The sequence below is a fragment of the Peribacillus sp. NPDC006672 genome (genome assembly GCF_050274955.1).
Lineage (GTDB): Bacteria > Bacillota > Bacilli > Bacillales > DSM-1321 > Peribacillus.
In genome coordinates this window covers 43,296-60,188 of sequence record NZ_JBNNOR010000018.1, presented here as the reverse complement: position 1 = coordinate 60,188, position 16,893 = coordinate 43,296, and the positions used below count along the sequence as shown (strand labels likewise).

Sequence of the window (16,893 nt, the reverse complement as noted above, 5' to 3'; positions counted from 1 at the left end):
TCACGGAATAGGAAGCAGAATGGTGAAAGTCGTTCCCTTTTCGAGTTCACTTTTCACGGATATGGTCCCTTCATGCATCTCAATAATCTTTTTCACGATGGATAGTCCTAAACCGCTGCCGCTTTTTGAGCGTTCCCTTGCCAGGTCGGCTTTATAGAATCGCTCGAATATATGAAACTGGTCCGTTTCGGAAATGCCAATTCCATTGTCGGATATCGTTATGGATGCTAGGTCATCAATCTGTTGTAACCGAATCGTGATTTTTCCACGATGGCGGGTGAATTTGATACTATTGTGTATTAAATTTGTCCATACCTGGCTCATTAAATCCTGGTCTGCAAAAATTGGAATCTTTTCTAAAGATATATCCAATTCGAGTTCTTTTTCCAACCACGTTGGTTCACAAGCCAAAATAATGGTTCGTATTTGCTGATCCAGCCGGAAATCTGCCCTTTCAAAAGGATGGTGCTCGGATTCAAGGGATGTAAGCTTTAGAAGGTTATCACTTAATTTAGATAATCTTCTGCTCTCTGTCTCAATTATATGAAGATAATGATTTCGTTCTTCTATTGTCAGCTTATTATATTGAAGAGCTTGGGCAAATCCAACAATGGAGGTAAGGGGCGACTGTATTTCATGTGAGACGTTAGAGATGAATTCCTGCCGCATTTCTTCCATTTGTTTCAATTGATTGGCCATGTGATTGAAGTGGTTAATGATATCGGTCATTTCGTTTCTTTTATCCATTTTAAAATCCAATTGTACATTATAATCGCCATTTGCTATTTTCCTTAAGGCATCTATGATCTCGAGGTAAATATTTACCCGTTTATTGTGATGGATAGCATGGATAAGGTGACCAATTAATATCATGATTGCGATGCTTGTCACGATTGTAGCCAGATACCGAACATAATCGGTTAGCCTTAATGGCAATAGCTGAATGATATAGTAACCGGCCGAAAAGCAAATTGAAATAAACGTAAGAAAAAACAGTATGCCAAGCATTTGTTTGAAAAATCGATTGCTTCTCATCCCGTTATCTCTAAACGGTAGCCCAATCCCCAAATCGTTTTAATCCGGAAGGGGAATTCCGATTCTGGAAACCGTTCTCTTAGTCTTTTAATATGAACATCGACAGTTCGTTCATCACCTTCATAATCATAACCCCAAATGTCTTCAATAAGATCTTCCCTGGAGAACGTTTTTCCAGGATAGCTTGCTAATTTAAACAACAATTCGAATTCTTTTAATGGAATCGTATATTCCTGGTTTTTGAATGACAATTCATGTGTGTTGCGATTCATCTTTAATTCGCCGATATTTAATGTTTGTGAAATAGTGATTTTATACCGTTTTAATAATGCCTTTATTCTAAGAACCAATTCAATCGGCTCAAATGGCTTTACAAGATAATCATCTGCCCCAAGCCCGAATCCTTTTACTTTCTGTGTTGTTTCCCCTTTTGCAGTCAGCACTAAAATGGGGATATCACTAAATTCCCTTAACTCTTTGCATAATTGCCATCCATCCATGTTAGGCATCATAATATCGATGACTGCCAAATCGATTTTCACTGTCTCCATTAATTCCAATGCTTGCAGGCCATCTGAGGCTTCATATAGATTAAACCCTTCTTTTCTTAACAACAGGTTTATAAGTTCGCGAATATGGGCATCATCATCGACAATTAATATTTTTGTCATCCTTCTTCTTTCCTTTCAGTGAATTAAGCCAGTTCAAGTTTGTTTAACTGCTGTTCAGCAAACTCACGATATAAGGAGTGCGTATTATATAGCTCTTTATGTGTTCCGCTGCCTGTTATTTTTCCTTTTTCCAGGAAGATGATTTGATCTGAACCAATAACGGTCGATAGGCGGTGAGCAATTACTATTGTTGTTCTGCCTTTCATTAAATCATTTAACGCCTGTTGAACAACGTTTTCTGATTTGCTGTCTAGGCTTGAGGTGGCTTCATCAAGCATTAATATTTTTGGGTTTCTTAAAAATGCTCGAGCGATTGCAATTCTTTGCCTTTGACCGCCTGATAATTTCATGCCCCTTTCACCAACCTCTGTATCAAATCCGTTGGGAAGCTCAGAAATAAACTGATCTGCATACGCCATTTTAGCTACTTGATTTAATTCCTCATCTGTTATATCCCGATACATTCCATAACAAATATTATCTCGAATTGTGCCTGATACAATTGGACTTTCTTGTGAAACATACCCAATCTGGCTTCTCCATGAAAGGAGTGTGAAATCATTTATGGATTTCCCGCCTATGGAAATGGAGCCTTGCTGTGGTTTGTAGAAACGCTCGAATAATGAGAAAAGGGTGGTTTTTCCGCTGCCGCTTGGGCCGACAATTGCAGTGACCTTACCTGCTTCAACGTTAAAGCTTATATCTTTAAGTACCTGTTCTCCATCATTATAACTATAGTTCAGGTGATCTACGGTGATTGATTGATTTATATTTTGAACTTGCTGCTCCGAATCTTCTTCCTCTGCTGAATCCAAAATGGAAATGATGCGCTCTGTGGCACCCGTAGCTTTTTGGAATTGTGTAAAGAAACTGGCTAATTGAGCCATTGGCATAATTATTTGGAAAAGATACATAATGAATGCAACTAAAGCTCCAGCTGTCAGGGCTCCTGAAGAAACTCGCATTCCCCCATAACCTAAAATCAGTACGAGTAAAGCCATCATGACAAAACTCATAAGCGGCGCAATCAAAGCTTGGATTCTTGCTTCTTTTAATCCAAATTGAAATAATTTGTTGATTCCTTTTTTTCCATTTTGATATTCAAATGTTTCTGCATTCGATGCTTTAACAAGACGGATTTCCGTTAGCACCTGCTGAAGGACTGCGGTGAAGCTTGCTGTTTCGTCCTGCATCCCTTTTGAAATTTTATGCATTTTTTTCCCTAGTGGCATTAATATCAAAACAGAGAGTGGGATGGCAATGAACATTAACAATGTCATTTTCCAATCCAGTACAAATAACACGATCATGGAGCCAACGATGGAAATGATTCCTGTAACGAAATTAGAGAGGTGTTCAGAGATTAATCCCTTCACTACAGTTGTATCATTTGTCATTCGGCTGACCGTTTCACCCGATGGATGTTCATCAAAATAACTCACGGGTAATACGAGTATTTTTCTCCATAGTTGATCACGGATACCCGCCACTACAGCTTGACCGATCCGATTTAACAAATAGATGGAAAATCCACTGGCCAATGCTTGAATAATGATAGCAAGAACGAGAAGTGTGATCCGTTCAGTGCTTAGTGAACTGACTGAAAAATCATTAATTAGATTTTTTGTAAATAAAGGGACTAATAAACCTACACCTGTTGTACCTAGGCTTAATGCTAATGCAATTCCTATCATTAGTTTAGAAGGCTTCGTTTGTTGAACTAACCGAATGAACTGGCGCCATCCTTTTTGCTTTTTTTCATTTGACATACGTAAATACATCCTTTCTTGATCTTTATTACAGAGCAAGTATATAAAGAAGTTATGAATTAAATATGAACTTCTTTAGACTTAGCAGAATTTCCTTCAATTGATAAAAACAGGATATCACATTTTATCTAAATAAAATCAGTCAAGGCTAATCTAATATTGGTGATTGGTAAAGTTGAAAAAATATAAAGCCGACATTGAAAAAATGCCGACAAACTGAGGGGAGATAGTGATATCTCCTTTTTTCAATTGGCTTGCAAATCTAACTCAATCATAGAAATTTATTTTAGGGGAAAAGAACGTAGGACTTATGGCTTTAGCTTTTGATAAGTACTAAAAATCAGTTTCGATTTGCGGGTAAATGGGTAAAAGGATACACTGAAAATATACATTTCAGTGTAATTGTAATAATAAATACCTACATAAACTAAATACTTACCGGTTTTATCCGATTAAATATGGAGATACAAAAAACAGATAAGTTAGGTGAAAAGAATGATTATTTTGAATGAGCCCATTGTGTCGCCAATTCTTTTAAAGGTGTTAGAGGAACAGCAAATTCCAGTACTGGAACAAGGGCAATGGGGAGACACTTTAACAACAGGAAAGCTAAATATTCAAAAAGATACAGAATTTTTTAAGTCCATGGAAAAGGAAAAAAGAATTCTTACAAACTCTGAAAGTGGCATAACAGTATTAGGTCATTTTCAACCAAATAGCAATGAATACATTTGGTCAAAGTTATTGAAGGATAAGAGTCAGGTGCGAAATTTGACGAAATCTTTATATCCTGATTTCTATTTCCAAGATATCGATTTATCCATAATAAGTGACCTGGATAAAAATCAAATACCGTATCCAGTGGTTATCAAACCCAATATTGGCTATTCAAGTGTAGGGGTGCACAAAGTCAAGAATGAGCAGGATTGGGAAATAGCCGTGAACCAGCTTAAAGCGGATTTACTTCATTCGGATGGATTATATGATTCAGAAGTGGTCGGTTCCCAGACCGTTTTAATAGAAGAGTGGATTCAGGGTGAAGAGTATGCCATTGATGGTTATTACAATCAAGATGGTGAACCGGTCATTTTGAATGTCTTCAAACGATTATTCAAGGATGACTACGATACTTCAGATCGGATTTATTATACTTCGAAGTTGGCTATTAATGAAATCTATCATGATGCACTAAAGTTCATGAAGAATATCCAAACGGTCCTTCCACTTAGGAATTATCCAGTACACTTTGAAATTCGCAAAAAGGGAAACCGGGTGATACCCATCGAAATCAATCCCCTGCGTTTTGCTGGGGCGGGTACAACGGATCTAGGTTACCATGCCTATGGAATGAATATGTATGAACACTATTTTTCAGGAACGAAACCCGATTGGAATCGGATATTGGAAGAGATGGACGATCATATATATAGCTTTTTCTTTGCAGAGGTTCCACTGGAAATAAATCTGGAAGATGTTTCATGTATTGATCATGATGGACTTCATCATGAGTTCGAACATGTTTTGGAATATAGGCAGCTTCCTTTCCAAAAAGACCGGAGCATGGCAATCATCTTTTATAGAAGTGAGGATTTGAATGAAAATCTTGAATTGCTTCATTTGGACTTAATATCATATTTGACTATAAAACACCTGGTTTTCATCTAAGGGGGGCATGGAAATGAGATTTTTAAAGCTGAATCCTAAAAAATCTTTGCTGGCAAAACTATTCTTGTTTTATATTATTCCATTCGTACTTTTCGCAGGGGCCATGGGCCTTTGCTTTTCCTATATTACTAATAAAATGATCAATGAGAATGTCCTTCCGCAATTCGATGAGCGTCTTTCTGAAAATGCCCACAGTTTAGCAGCAAGCCTCAATCCCACTTTGATAAACAATGCTTCGGTGCGGGGAGAAGAGATTAAGCGGAAATTAGATGCCTTTGTTGAAGATAAAAAGGGCATTGAATATGTTTATGTACTGAAGCGGGAGAATGATGCCGACATGATTGCAGCCTTGAGCGGCAGCGAGGACTACATGGTGGAATCCCCTTTCACGCCGGAACAGGCAAAATCGATAAATGGAAACAAAGAAGTATTAAGTGAATTATATAAAGATAAGTGGGGTACACACAAGTCATACTTTACGCCAATCAAGGGAACGGACGCGATTGTCGGAATCGATATGGATGCAAAATTCATTGATGAATTGAAAAGCACAATGATATTCTATAATATCTTATTTCTTGCAAGTGCCATTATATTAGGCGTGCTATGCGCCGTTGTCATCGGTAAAAAGATCTCGGGACCCGTCAATGAGCTTGTTGGTTACACGAATGAAATGGCAGAAGGGGACTTAAGTAAACCGATTCCCATTGGCAGACAGGATGAGATTGGCGATCTGTCACATGGATTCGAAGATATGAGATTAAGTTTGTCCCATATAATTCAGAATGTCCGTGAACATGCTCAAAAGATGAATCAAACGACAGTGTCCATTCACCAATCCTTTGACGAGATGGTGGAATCCTATGGCCAGATAGTAACGGGGACAACGGAAGAGGCAAAAGCTTCAGAAGAACGTGCCCATCATATTGATCGAATTTCTAGTATGATCAGTGACTTAACGGATACAATCCGTTTAATGAACGAGCAAACGAATAAAATGAATGAGTTTACCATGCATGCCAATACACTTGCTGAACAAGGAAGTAAACAAGTGCAAGATGTAACGAGCCAGATGGATAAAATCTTGGAAAATGGCCAAGCGAATAAAGCCAATTTGGTGAGCCTTGAAGAGGATGTAGTGAAGATAAATGAAGTGATTGGTTTAATAAGGGTCATTGCTTCTCAAACGAACCTGCTATCCCTTAATGCTTCCATTGAAGCGGCACGGGCGGGGGATGCCGGCAGAGGTTTTGCTGTAGTCGCTCAAGAGGTGCAAAAATTGGCTGTGCAAACAGATGAATCCATCGATATCATCTCAGAATCGATCATGCGGATTAATGAACAAACAGCCAAAGTCATCCAAAATAATGATGGAAGTTTCCAGGATATATTAAATGGTGTTTCCTTAGTGGAAAACAATGGCGAGATTTTCAATAAGATATTCGAATCCGTAGAGAAATTGTTGGAAGGCACAGAACAATTAGCGACCCATTCGAAAAAAATCAACGAGTCTTCGGATGAAAGCCTGGCATCCATTCAGGAAATAGCAGCGATTTCAGAAGAGGGAGTCGCAACGACGGAGCAAATCTCTGCGGCTGCAATTCAACAAAATTCCATAATGACTGGATTGAAAGAAAAAAACGGAGAGTTAGCAAACGAAGCGGCCATATTAGAAGAAATGGTAGAAAAGTTTATTACGAAAAAATAATTTTTTGATGTGAACATCTACAAAAACGTCCCGTAAGCTTTGTTTACGGGATGTTTTTGTTTGTGGAAATGCATGTGAGATGTCATGTGGGCCATCAAGATATAACACAAAGAGTCCAAATTAGTTCATGCTTATTTGTTGATGAATTTAAAGAGTATTAAAAATTGCTTGAAAAAAGTTTGCCCAAACTATTTGCAATCGCTGCCATTTAATGTTATGCTTAGTCTTAATTATTTTTGTTCGGTACTAAGGATACTAAAAGTACTACTTTTCGTTTTCGATGATGACTTAGAGCAAGGATAGTAATACAATGTGCTTAAATGCACTAGGAGGCAACAACAATGGAACAAGGTAAAGTGAAATGGTTTAACGCAGAAAAAGGTTTTGGATTCATCGAACGCGAAAACGGAGACGACGTATTCGTACATTTCTCAGCTATCCAAAGCGAAGGTTTCAAATCTTTAGACGAAGGTCAAGAAGTTACTTTTGAAGTAGAGCAAGGTCAACGTGGACCTCAAGCTTCTAACGTTCAAAAAGCATAATTTCAAAAACAAATAAAGACAGATCCTAGTTATAGGGTCTGTCTTTTTTGTTTTGTGAAAATACATAACAAAAAACCCTGCTCAACGTTGAGCAGGGTAAATGGTACAAGTAAAGTAAAACGCTTAAAAAGGTTTGACTAAGTATATCATAGTTCTTCAAGAAAATACTAAATTAAATATATTATACTTACCAAGGTACAGATAGGGAATTACTGAAATCATTGGATTGAAGGGGCGTGAAGGACTCCTTTTTTTGTCATCGGCAGATAAAAGTTTCGGTTCACGCGATTCGAGAAGGATGGATGGGTTTCTGGAAAGAGGACAGGCGGATATTCTGGGGCCTGTCCTTTTTTGTTCAGCAACATTCTAGGGGGGCGAGCAAAATCGAGGATGTGAAACAAAAAAGTGATACCCACATATAAAGACATATAGGGTACTTTCACTAAGCGTTTGGAGAAAGGAGAAAGACTCTTAAACATTCAAATATGGATTTGAATATTCAGGGAATTATGTTATATTATAATCAAACAAAGATTTGAATGAGGGGTGTGAGAAGATGACGGAACTGAAAGATGTATGTGATGTCCACCTGCATGATGAAGTGAAGGTTAATCGCATTCAAGAAGAGATGAGCCAGGTGAATATATCCAGCATGTCGAAGCTGTTTAAAGTCATAGGTGATGAAAATAGGGCGAAGATAGCTTATGCGCTCTGTACGGACGAGGAATTGTGTGTGTGCGATCTGGCCAATATCATTGGTGCTTCGATGGCAACTACGTCACATCATCTTCGTACACTTTATAAACATGCAATCGTAAAATACCGAAAAGAAGGAAAATTAGCTTTTTATTCTTTAGATGATCACCATATAAAGCAATTGATTCTCATTGCATTAGAACATCAGCAGGAGGTAAAGATCAATGGCTGAGTCCCCATTAAAAACGTATCGTATTCAGGGTCTATCCTGCACGAACTGTGCGGCTAAATTTGAGAACAATGTCCGTGATCTGGAGGGTGTGAAGGAAGCCAAAATTAACTTTGGTGCTTCAAAGATTTCTATACAGGGAAGCGCGACAATTGAAGAGATTGAAAAGGCGGGGGCTTTTGATAACCTGAGAATCCGGGATGAACAGGAACAGGTGACGCAAAGAGAACCAATTTGGAAGCAAAAAGAAAATATTAAAGTGGTGTTCTCGGTTATCCTTCTGCTAATCGGTTGGGTATTGGATAAGCAATATGTTGATGGAAGCACCATGCCGGTAATCGGTTATGCGGCTGCAATCATAGTTGGAGGATATTCATTATTTTTCAATGGGTTGAAAAATCTTGCCAGACTTCGGTTTGATATGCACACCCTTATGACGGTTGCCATCATCGGAGCGGCCGTGCTGGGAGAATGGGGCGAAGGGGCAACTGTCGTCATTCTATTTGCAATAAGTGAAGCACTGGAAAAATATTCGATGGATAAAGCGCGTAATTCCATAGAATCCTTAATGAATATCGCACCTAAAGAAGCCTTGATCCTAAGAGGGCATCAAGAAATGATGGTTGCTGTTGGTGAGATTGAAGTGGGCGATATCATGATCGTTAAACCCGGCCAAAAGATTGCTATGGATGGCAGGATCATGAAAGGGGCCTCGACACTTAATCAAGCAACCATTACAGGGGAATCCGAGCCGGTTTTCAAAACGGTTGAGGGTGAAGTATTTGCCGGAACCTTAAATGGGGAAGGGTTGCTCGAAGTGGAGGTCACGAAGCGGGTCGAGGATACGACGATTGCAAAAATCATCCACCTTGTTGAAGAAGCACAGGCAGAAAAGGCCCCTTCCCAAGCTTTCGTGGATAAGTTTGCAAAATTTTATACGCCGGCTATTATGCTCATTGCCTTGGTCATTGCCGTGTTACCCCCGCTTGTGAACAACGGGGACTGGAGTGAATGGATTTACCGGGGATTGGCTGTACTGGTTGTCGGTTGTCCTTGTGCTTTGGTCATTTCAACGCCCATCGCTATTGTGACAGCAATAGGAAATGCTGCTAAACATGGTGTGCTGATTAAAGGCGGGGTCCATTTGGAGGAAGCGGGAGCCTTAAAGGCGATTGCGTTTGATAAAACGGGTACTTTAACAAAGGGCGTACCTGAAGTGACTGATTTCACAGTATTGTCTGATGTGTTGAATGAACAGGACGTGTTAGCGATCGCTGCCGCTTTAGAAAGCAGATCACAGCACCCCCTTGCCACGGCCATACTTCAAAAGGCAGAAAACCATGACGTGGACTATCATTCTTTATTGGTCGAGGATTTTACAGCAATCACTGGTAAAGGTATAAAAGGGAAAATCAATCAAGAAATCTATTACATTGGTAAACCCCATCTTCTTGAAGAAGTGGCAGGTATAGTTTTCTCTAATGACGTCCTTAAACTGATCAGCGGCTTTCAAAATGCAGGGAAAACAGTGATGGTTCTAGGTGATCAAATGAAGCTCCTGGCACTCATTGCGGTGGCTGATGAAATAAGGGAAAGCAGTAAGGAAGCAATTCGGAAACTGCATGCATTGGGCATTGAAAAAACGATAATGCTGACCGGGGATAATATCGGGACAGCAAAAGCGATTGGAGCTGCAGCTGGGGTTCAGGAGATTGAGGCGGAGCTATTGCCACAAGATAAACTGACCATCATCAAACGATGGAAACAAAAATATGATCGAGTGGCCATGGTGGGCGATGGTGTCAATGATGCCCCTGCCTTGGCAGCTTCCACGGTAGGGATTGCAATGGGCGGGGCGGGTACTGATACGGCCCTTGAAACAGCAGACATTGCTTTAATGGGTGATGACTTATCGAAGCTGCCTTATACAATCAGCTTAAGTCGCAAAACCTTAAAAATCATTAAGCAGAACATCACGTTTTCGTTGGTGATTAAAATCGTGGCCTTATTATTGATAGCGCCGGGCTGGTTGACACTTTGGATGGCGATTTTTGCCGACATGGGTGCAACATTATTAGTTACATTGAACAGTCTAAGATTACTGAGAATAAAAGAATAAAAGAATAAAAGAATAAAAGAATATGGGCTCCCTAAAGTGTTGGGGAGCTTTTGTTATGCACTTTCCAATTGTTTCATGTGAAACTTTGAAAATATGCAAAACGTAAATAGATTTGATCAGGGAAAGTTTTACAAGGGAAAATCATTCTAATCAACCAAAGTAATAATATCAATAGGATATATAGCATGACAGGTTTTGTTTAGTCCTGTTATTTTTAGTTGAATTTATTTATTAGTAAAAGGAATTCTAATAAGAACATTTTGCTTGGCTAAGAATCGTTATGCAAGTGATGGTTAGTATGCTACAATGTGGCTGACTTTTAGTGCAGCATGATAGGTTTGGCTATGTGTAAGGCTTTAGGGAGTAAGGTATGTAGGAAGGGATTTGAAAGGATGGAATTACAGCAGAGGGCAATCTTGGTTGGAGTTAATCTCAACGGTCAAAAGGATTTTGAGTATTCAATGGAGGAATTGGCGAACTTAACGGAAGCATGTGAGGTCGAGGTTGCAGGGACCATCACACAAAATTTGCATCGGGTGACCTCATCACATTTTATCGGTACCGGGAAGATTGAGGAAGTAAAAAATCTCGTTGAGTATAAAGAAGCTAACGTCGTCATTTTTAATGATCAGCTCTCACCTTCGCAACTTCGGAACCTGGAGAGGGACATGGATTGCAAGGTGATCGATCGGACAATCTTGATTCTTGACATCTTCGCGCACCGGGCGAAAACGAAGGAAGCACAGCTTCAGGTAGAAGTGGCAAAGCTTCAGTACATGCTCCCGCGTCTTGTTGGTTTAAGGGAGTCATTAGGGCGTCAAAGTGGTGGAGTCGGCACAAACAAAGGGGCAGGTGAAAAGCAGTTAGAGCTTGACCGCAGGAGAATCGAGGAAAATATAAGTGTTTTGAATAAAGAATTGGAAGAGCTTGTTGCACACCGGCAAACGCAGAGAAAACAGCGGAAAAAGAATTCCGTCCCTGTTGTATCCTTAGTAGGTTATACCAATGCAGGGAAATCATCAATCATGAATGCCCTGATCGGAATGTTCCATCCGACAGCCGAGAAGCAGGTTTTGGAAAAGGATATGCTGTTCGCTACTCTTGAGACATCCGTACGAAACATTCCGCTGCCGGATAAAAAGGAATTCTTATTGACGGATACGGTGGGCTTTGTGTCTAAATTGCCCCATCATCTTGTGAAAGCATTCCGATCCACATTAGAAGAAGTGGTAGAAGCGGATCTGTTGATCCATGTTGTCGATTTTTCCAACCCTAATCATGAGCAGCAAATAGAGATAACTGATAAGACTTTAGAAGAGATAGGCATTAAAGGGATTCCAACGGTTTTTGCCTATAATAAAGCGGACCTTACCGATTTGGAAATTCCGCAGGTGAATCGTGGATCTGTATATATGTCCGTAAAAAATAAAGTCGGCATCGAGGAATTGATCAATCAAATTCGCGGACATATTTTTGTCGACTATACTCATTGTGAAATGCTGATTCCATTTGATCAAGGACAGCTGGTTTCTTATTTCAATGAAAATGGTCATATAACGGAAACTGAATATGAGGAAAACGGATATCGAATTAAGCTTGAGTGCAAGAAAACGGATTATGAGAAATATAATCGTTACGTTATTCATCCAGAATGAACCTTCCTGTTGATAAGTTGTTAACGGTTTGTTGATAAGTGGGAATATAAATATAATTATGTGGATAACTTTGGTTGTAATGCTTTTGTTCCGCAAAAATAAAGAGAATAAATCAATATATTATGTGTATAAGTTGTGGATAAAAATAATGAGCCTAGGAAAACTTGAATAAAGTTTCTGGGCTTTTTTTTTATGTGGACAAAGTGTTGATAAATAGGTTTTCAGAACAAATCATCAAAGAATTTCAGAAAGTATCATGAAAATAAGTTTGAATGTAGAAAAATGACGATGTTTATCATTTATTGTTAGGAAACATGGATATTACATATTGCATATCTGACAGTTGGCAATACTTTACACTTTGTATAATGTAACTTACTTTTTAACATTATAAAATAAAGAATAACTCATTTCTCATATCAACCATCAGGATTTGAGTTTTTAAGATTAGTAGGGGGGCTTTTTATGGCCGAAGGAAGGGGCCAGGCGTGGCCAGTGAGAAAATAATAAAATGAACGTGAGAATTTTGGCAAGGAAATCGTCATGACTGTCTGTCGAATAAATTGATGTAAAACCATGTTGCTATGTTTTCAATCCTTTAAATGTGAGGATTGTATTTTTGGAGAAATGCATGCAATTCCTCCTTTTTATTTTTCAAAAAATAAATTTTTGGAAGGAGAATAGTAGATGAGTATGACGAGCCCGTTAGAAGGTGGCCTAGAGATTAACTTTCAGGAAGCGGAGAGGGGGCTGTCCCCAAGGGAAGCTTTGGAAGAATCGAATCGATGTTTATACTGCTATGACGCCCCATGTATTCAAGCCTGTCCGACAGGGATAGATATTCCGAGTTTTATCAAGAAGATAGCTTCAGGTAATTTTAAAGGGTCGGCCAAGACGATCATGACGGCCAATCCTGTCGGTGCCAGCTGCGCGCGGGTATGTCCGACTGAAGAGTTATGTGAGGGGGCATGTGTCCTGAACCATTCTACAAAGCCAATCATGATTGGCAATCTCCAGCGTTATTCCACAGATTGGGCCATCAAAAATAAACAAGCCCTTTTTAAGACCGGGAAGAAGAATGGCAAAAAAGTTGCCATTGTAGGAAGCGGTCCAGCGGGCTTATCTGCAGCAAGGGAATTAGCCTTGCTTGGCTACAGTGTAACCATTTTCGAAGCTGAAAAAAATCCAGGCGGATTAAATACTTACGGAATTGTATCGTTCCGTTTGCCTCAAAGCATTTCTTATTGGGAGGTCGAACAAGTAAAGAGTTTGGATGTTGAAATTAAAACGAATACACGGGTCGGGGTTGATGTTTCCGTAAATCAGCTGACTGCCGACTATGATGCGGTCATTTTAGCTATTGGCATGTCCGCTGTTCCGAAGCTTGGAATAGAAGGAGAAGATTTGGCTGAAGTTTATGATGCAATCGATTTCGTCAAGGCAACGAAAACGGAGGGCATCACTGATAAATTCATTGGGAAGAAGATGGCGGTAATTGGGGCTGGAAATACGGCGATCGATGCTGCGACCTGTTCTGTACGCCTAGGTGCCGAACAAGTGAGCATTATATATCGTCGTACCCAAAAGGAAATGACAGCTTATGATTTTGAATATGAGTTTGCCAAACAAGAGGGTGTCGGGTTTCACTGGCTGACTAACCCTTCCAGGATCCTGTCGGATGAAAGCGGTCAGGTAACGGGCATCGAGTGTGTAAAAATGATGCTTAGCGAGGCAGGGGAAGATGGCCGGCGCCGTCCAGTCCCAATTTCCGGATCAGAGTTCGTCATACCGGTCGATGGGGTCATTCGCGCTATAGGCCAATCCAGGTATGTAGGATTGATTGAACAGTTTGGCATACAACATGATGGCGGTGTAGTTACATTGGAAGGAGATTCCTTCAGAACATCGAATGAAAAAGTTTTTGCGTGCGGTGACGTGATTTTCGGAAAAGGCCAAGGTGAAGCAATGGTTGTTTCAGCTGCCCAGCAAGGGAAGAAGACAGCCTATGAAATTGACTCGGTTTTAATGGGTGAAGCGGTGGATATTGCTTAATAATAATGAAAATTAGGAGGCTTATCATGGCTGATTTATCAATTGATCTTGCAGGTATTAAATCTCCCAATCCTTTTTGGCTTGCTTCAGCACCACCTACTAATTCGGGTTATCAAGTACAGCGGGCATTTGAAGCTGGCTGGGGCGGAGCTGTTTGGAAGACGTTGGGTGATCCCATCCTGAATGTTTCATCACGTTTTGCAGCGGTCAGCTTTAATGGACAAAGAGTCGCCGGGTTCAACAATATAGAATTAATTACGGATCGGCCGCTTGAAGTGAATTTGAAAGAAATATATGAAACGAAGAAGAGGTTCCCTGATCATGCAATCATTGCATCAGTAATGGTGGAGCCACAACAGGAAAAGTGGCATGAAATCATCAAGCGTATAGAAGATGTAGGTGTTGATGGTTACGAGTTGAACTTTGGCTGCCCGCACGGTATGGCTGAGCGTGGGATGGGAGCTGCTTCGGGACAGGTTCCCGAACTTGTGGAAAAGCAAACATATTGGGCGAAGGAAGCAGCATCCAAACCTGTCATCGTCAAGCTTACACCGAATATAACCGACATTACGGTTACGGCTGAAGCGGCGGTGCGCGGCGGTGCGGATGCAATAAGTATGATCAATACGATTAACAGCTTAGCAGGAGTGGACATTCATTCATGGAATACGATTCCCCATGTAGGAGGCAAGGGGGCTCATGGAGGGTATTGTGGTCCTGCTGTGAAGCCAATCGCATTGAACATGGTGGCAGAGTGTGCAAGGAATCCAATGATTAATGTTCCCATCTCAGGAATAGGCGGCATTTCAAATTGGCAGGATACAGTGGAATTTTTACTGATGGGTTCAACCGGAGTGCAAATTTGTACGGCTGCCATGCATCACGGTTTTAGGATAGTGGAGGACATGATTGATGGCCTGTCCAATTACCTTGATGAAAAAGGGATATCGTCTGTGATGGATATTGTCGGTAAGTCTGTACCGCGCTATTCCGATTGGGGGAATTTAGATCTTAATTATAAGGTAGTTGCACGCATTAATAATGATGTGTGCATTAACTGCAACAAATGCCATATTGCCTGTGAAGATACTTCTCATCAATGTATAGATATGTTAAAGGACACATCAGGCAGCTCCTACTTGAGGGTGCGCGAAGAAGATTGCGTAGGATGTAATCTTTGCTCGATCGTATGTCCGGTCGATGGGGCGATCGATATGATTGAATTGACAAATGAATTACCGCCAATGACGTGGAATGAACGCCAATCGTTCCTTGGGGGCATCGGCAGTGAAAGTGTTGATTTCGTAAAATGATGGAGGGATCGAATTTGAAGAAAATCATTAAAAATGGAACGATCGCAACGGCCGCAGATACGTATCAAGCAGATATATTAATTGAAAATGAGAAGATTGCAATGATTGGCAAGGACCTGCCTGCTGAGGGGGCTGAAGTAATAGATGCAAAAGGAGCTTATATTTTTCCGGGGGGCATTGACCCACATACCCATCTCGATATGCCGTTTGGCGGGACAACCACAAAGGATGATTATGAAACAGGAACGATTGCCGCTGCATATGGAGGTACGACAACGGTCATCGACTTTTGTTTGACCGAAAAAGGGGCGCCGTTAAAGAAAGCGATTGAAACATGGCATGAAAAGGCAAATGAAAAGGCCGCCATAGATTATGGTTTTCATTTAATGATCAGTGAGATTAATGATGATGTATTGGCTGAGTTGCCAAGTATCATCGATAATGAAGGGATTTCCTCCTTTAAAGTGTTCATGGCTTACAAGAATGTTTTTCAAGCAGATGATGCCACACTATACCGCACTTTGTTGCAAGCAAAGGAACTTGGCGCACTAGTCATGGTTCACGCTGAAAATGGTGATGTCATCGATTATCTTACAAAGAAGGCGCTTGCTGAAGGTAACACCGATCCAATTTACCATGCCTTAACAAGACCGCCGGAGCTTGAAGGTGAAGCAACCGGACGGGCAGCTAAACTGACGGAAATGGCAAACGGTCAGCTTTATGTCGTTCATGTCACCTGTGGAGATGCAGTTGAAAAGATTATCGAGGCAAGAAATAAAGGGGTGGATATTTGGGGGGAGACTTGTCCGCAATATTTGGTCCTTGACCAGTCTTATCTTGAAAAGCCCCATTTCGAAGGATCTAAGTATGTATGGTCCCCGCCATTAAGGGAGAAGAAAAACCAGGACGTGCTATGGAATGCTTTGAAAATGGGACAGTTGCAAACGATCGGCTCCGATCAATGCTCTTTTGATTTTAAGGGTCAGAAGGACCTTGGACGTGAAGATTTCACGAAAATACCGAACGGCGGCCCAACGATTGAGGACCGCATGAGTATCCTCTTTTCTGAAGGGGTCATGAAAGAGCGTATTACCTTGAATCAATTCGTCGATATGACCTCTACGCGTGCTGCCAAACTATTTGGATTATTCCCTAAGAAAGGGACGATTGCAGTAGGTTCGGATGCTGATATTGTCATTTTTGACCCGGAAGTTGAAAGGACCATTTCTGCAGATACTCATCACATGGCTGTGGATTATAATGCGTTTGAAGGTATGGAAATTACAGGTGAACCGGTTTCCGTCTTATCCAGAGGTCAATTCGTCATTAAAGACAAACAATTTGTAGGCGAAGCTGGAAAAGGGCAATTCTTGAAACGGGCAAAATATAATGCGGCACTGAAGCAGGATACAGGGAAAAAGCTTTCAGTCTAACTCCGG

At 40.6% G+C, this 16,893-nt stretch carries 12 protein-coding genes; 9 read left to right on the top strand and 3 right to left on the bottom strand.

From position 1 onward, the window contains the following. From ACQKKK_RS22190 to ACQKKK_RS22180, 3 genes are read right to left on the bottom strand one after another with little or no spacing between them, the layout of a single operon-like run. Window positions 1–1,035, bottom strand: a complete 1,035-nt coding sequence (locus ACQKKK_RS22190) for a sensor histidine kinase (RefSeq protein WP_427619166.1) — start codon at window positions 1,033–1,035, stop codon at window positions 1–3. Beyond that, the gene (locus ACQKKK_RS22185; RefSeq protein WP_427619164.1) at window positions 1,032–1,706 is read right to left on the bottom strand and encodes a response regulator transcription factor; all 675 of its coding nucleotides are present in this window, start codon (window positions 1,704–1,706) and stop codon (window positions 1,032–1,034) included. The genes ACQKKK_RS22190 and ACQKKK_RS22185 overlap by 4 nt, the downstream gene beginning before the upstream one ends. A 23-nt stretch (window positions 1,707–1,729) precedes the next feature. Further along, window positions 1,730–3,475 (bottom strand): ABC transporter ATP-binding protein, encoded by a 1,746-nt coding sequence (locus tag ACQKKK_RS22180; RefSeq protein WP_427619162.1) that lies wholly within the window; start codon window positions 3,473–3,475, stop codon window positions 1,730–1,732. Window positions 3,476–3,970: 495 nt separating this feature from the next. On the opposite strand from ACQKKK_RS22180, the gene ACQKKK_RS22175 reads away from it, so the two are divergent. The 9 genes from ACQKKK_RS22175 (at window position 3,971) to hydA (ending at window position 16,887) form a co-directional block, all read left to right on the top strand. Further along, entirely contained in the window at window positions 3,971–5,140 is a 1,170-nt protein-coding gene (locus ACQKKK_RS22175) for an ATP-grasp domain-containing protein (RefSeq protein ID WP_427619161.1), read from the top strand. A 13-nt stretch (window positions 5,141–5,153) separates the two neighbouring features. Further along, a complete protein-coding gene (locus tag ACQKKK_RS22170; protein WP_427619159.1) occupies window positions 5,154–6,848 on the top strand; it encodes a methyl-accepting chemotaxis protein in 1,695 nt (564 codons plus the stop codon). Window positions 6,849–7,189: 341 nt separating this feature from the next. Further along, complete coding sequence (locus ACQKKK_RS22165) at window positions 7,190–7,390, top strand: cold-shock protein (protein WP_034304915.1); 201 nt, start codon at window positions 7,190–7,192, stop codon at window positions 7,388–7,390. Between the two features lie 556 nt (window positions 7,391–7,946). After that, window positions 7,947–8,318 carry an ArsR/SmtB family transcription factor gene (locus tag ACQKKK_RS22160; RefSeq protein WP_427619157.1) on the top strand — a complete coding sequence of 124 codons (372 nt, stop codon included), beginning with the start codon at window positions 7,947–7,949 and terminating at the stop codon, window positions 8,316–8,318. Continuing rightward, the gene (locus ACQKKK_RS22155; RefSeq protein WP_427619155.1) at window positions 8,311–10,434 is read left to right on the top strand and encodes a heavy metal translocating P-type ATPase; all 2,124 of its coding nucleotides are present in this window, start codon (window positions 8,311–8,313) and stop codon (window positions 10,432–10,434) included. Before ACQKKK_RS22160 ends, ACQKKK_RS22155 begins: the two co-directional genes overlap by 8 nt. A 392-nt stretch (window positions 10,435–10,826) precedes the next feature. Then, window positions 10,827–12,089 (top strand): GTPase HflX, encoded by a 1,263-nt coding sequence (hflX, locus tag ACQKKK_RS22150; protein WP_427619153.1) that lies wholly within the window; start codon window positions 10,827–10,829, stop codon window positions 12,087–12,089. Between the two features lie 693 nt (window positions 12,090–12,782). Then, complete coding sequence (locus ACQKKK_RS22145) at window positions 12,783–14,141, top strand: NAD(P)-dependent oxidoreductase (RefSeq protein WP_427619181.1); 1,359 nt, start codon at window positions 12,783–12,785, stop codon at window positions 14,139–14,141. A 26-nt stretch (window positions 14,142–14,167) separates the two neighbouring features. Continuing rightward, the gene (gene preA / locus ACQKKK_RS22140) at window positions 14,168–15,454 is read left to right on the top strand and encodes an NAD-dependent dihydropyrimidine dehydrogenase subunit PreA (protein WP_427619151.1); all 1,287 of its coding nucleotides are present in this window, start codon (window positions 14,168–14,170) and stop codon (window positions 15,452–15,454) included. Between the two features lie 14 nt (window positions 15,455–15,468). After that, a complete protein-coding gene (gene hydA, locus ACQKKK_RS22135) occupies window positions 15,469–16,887 on the top strand; it encodes a dihydropyrimidinase (RefSeq protein ID WP_427619149.1) in 1,419 nt (472 codons plus the stop codon). Window positions 16,888–16,893: the final 6 nt, after the last annotated feature.

What these genes read in the sequence shown, in the direction of transcription:
- ACQKKK_RS22190 (WP_427619166.1), bottom strand. Translation starts at nt 1,035, where the DNA reads ATGAGAAGCAATCGATTTTTCAAACAAATGCTTGGCATACTGTTTTTT.
- ACQKKK_RS22185 (WP_427619164.1), bottom strand. Translation starts at nt 1,706, where the DNA reads ATGACAAAAATATTAATTGTCGATGATGATGCCCATATTCGCGAACTT.
- ACQKKK_RS22180 (WP_427619162.1), bottom strand. Translation starts at nt 3,475, where the DNA reads ATGTCAAATGAAAAAAAGCAAAAAGGATGGCGCCAGTTCATTCGGTTA.
- ACQKKK_RS22175 (WP_427619161.1), top strand. Translation starts at nt 3,971, where the DNA reads ATGATTATTTTGAATGAGCCCATTGTGTCGCCAATTCTTTTAAAGGTG.
- ACQKKK_RS22170 (WP_427619159.1), top strand. Translation starts at nt 5,154, where the DNA reads ATGAGATTTTTAAAGCTGAATCCTAAAAAATCTTTGCTGGCAAAACTA.
- ACQKKK_RS22165 (WP_034304915.1), top strand. Translation starts at nt 7,190, where the DNA reads ATGGAACAAGGTAAAGTGAAATGGTTTAACGCAGAAAAAGGTTTTGGA.
- ACQKKK_RS22160 (WP_427619157.1), top strand. Translation starts at nt 7,947, where the DNA reads ATGACGGAACTGAAAGATGTATGTGATGTCCACCTGCATGATGAAGTG.
- ACQKKK_RS22155 (WP_427619155.1), top strand. Translation starts at nt 8,311, where the DNA reads ATGGCTGAGTCCCCATTAAAAACGTATCGTATTCAGGGTCTATCCTGC.
- hflX (WP_427619153.1), top strand. Translation starts at nt 10,827, where the DNA reads ATGGAATTACAGCAGAGGGCAATCTTGGTTGGAGTTAATCTCAACGGT.
- ACQKKK_RS22145 (WP_427619181.1), top strand. Translation starts at nt 12,783, where the DNA reads ATGACGAGCCCGTTAGAAGGTGGCCTAGAGATTAACTTTCAGGAAGCG.
- preA (WP_427619151.1), top strand. Translation starts at nt 14,168, where the DNA reads ATGGCTGATTTATCAATTGATCTTGCAGGTATTAAATCTCCCAATCCT.